This window comes from Chryseobacterium sp. Leaf201 (assembly GCF_001421435.1).
Taxonomy (GTDB): Bacteria; Bacteroidota; Bacteroidia; order Flavobacteriales; family Weeksellaceae; genus Chryseobacterium.
Genome location: NZ_LMKA01000041.1, coordinates 1 through 1,729 on the forward strand (window position 1 = coordinate 1; position 1,729 = coordinate 1,729).

2 protein-coding genes are annotated in these 1,729 nt (G+C 32.3%); both read left to right on the forward strand.

Annotated features, from left to right (window positions below; translation table 11 throughout):
• A partial coding sequence (locus ASE55_RS20250) for a hypothetical protein (RefSeq protein WP_157844626.1) occupies nt 1–325 on the forward strand: 325 nt, incomplete at its 5' end.
• A 386-nt stretch (nt 326–711) separates the two neighbouring features.
• A complete protein-coding gene (locus tag ASE55_RS20840; RefSeq protein WP_317041547.1) occupies nt 712–1,722 on the forward strand; it encodes an RHS repeat-associated core domain-containing protein in 1,011 nt (336 codons plus the stop codon).
• Nucleotides 1,723–1,729: the final 7 nt, after the last annotated feature.

Genomic DNA, 1,729 nt, shown 5'->3' on the forward strand with positions numbered 1-1,729 from the left:
ATTATATATTGAATTTAATCCAGAAAATCTCTCTAAACTAACTCTAGATCAATATAGAGATTTCTTCTTTTCAATATTTGAGTATATAAATTTATACAAAAATAAATACAACTTAACCGAAGAAGATTTTATTGAATTTAGTAAGATTATTCATTATAAATATGATTATGATGAGTATGATGATAACTGTTGGGAAAGAGTAGCTTTTTTTATGGATGAATTGATATTTCGTTTTTCTACACCTCCTCCATATTTTTTTCATTCTAACTTTGACGATTTTAAAAATAAGTTGAAAAGAGATTTTACAAAAGGTAATGGTCTGTAATGGTCATGTATCAGAATTAGCAATGATACAATTTAATTCATAAATTATTAAAATTAGATCAAATTAATATAAAACAAGAGTGGGTTAATCCCTGCTCTTGTTTATTCTTTGAGAGTAAAAGTATATCAAGTAAAGTCATTCCTGCTGTAACAAAATAGTGATTAATTAATTTTGAAAAAAGCAAGTATATTTAYAGCTATACRGACCATTTGGATAGACAAGTAAAAGAGAAGCTTTTACGAAGGATACGAACATAGTTCAGTGCGTTTGAGCTATTTTAAAAATGATGCCGGCAGCGCAGAAGTTCTTGAAGAAATCGACAAAGGAGATTCGCCGATTCCATAAAAAATAAAATATAGAGGCAAAAYAATTTTTACCCGTTCGGGCTGAAGCATGAGGGCTACAATGCMCARACCGGAAACCCTTCCTATAACTACGGTTATAACAGCAAAGAACTGCAGAAGGAAASCGGCTGGAGCGATTACGGTGCAAGGATGTACATGGCGGATATCGGGCGTTGGGGCGTGATTGATCCCCTGGCTGAAACATCAAGAAGATTTACGCCTTATAATTATGCGCTGAACAATCCGTTAATGTTTATTGATCCGGATGAAGAAGAAGGCGTAGATCATACCGGAGGAAACTCTCTGTGGGGATTTTTGGCAGGACCGGGAAAGAAAAGCCTGGATGCCATAAAAGCTGCTATTGACAGCCAGGACGGAATGGGTGATTTTCAGAGCCTGCTTGCTATGAGAACTGGCGGCGGTGGAGGAAGTAATACCGGCGGTATGACTTTTACGGATCCTTATATGATTGCATTTATACAACAAGGAGCTTCACAACCCGGTTTTATTAATGGTTTGTTTTCTATGGTAGAACAATTGAAGAAAGCTGGTTTTAAAAATCCTGAAAAAACTAAAGCTAAATTTGATGATTGGATGACATTGGTTGACAAAGTTCCTGAATTATTAAATTTATATTCGCAAGCCCGATCAATATTTATTCCAGAAAGTGATACTTATTATTTAGGTCAACAAGATCCTACTTTTTCAAATAAAGTTAAAATTAATACAGATAAAATGGGAAGCATTTTAAATTATGCATTTACAATAGGTCATGAGATGTTACATGTTTTTGATGATAAATATAATTTTAAAAAATATATGAGCTTATTTTCTGCAGACAATCCTGACTTTAAAAGAGATAGATATACTATTCCAGTATATATGCTTATGAAAGAATATAGAGCATATAATTGGGAAAAAGGATTAGGAAATGATGTCAATGTAGAAAACAAACTTGAAAGCTATAGAATTATGTGGAAGTTACCAGTTAAAACATTAGATTATTTTAACAACCATAAAAAAACTTTTTCAAACATATTTATAAATCCTTAATTATGAG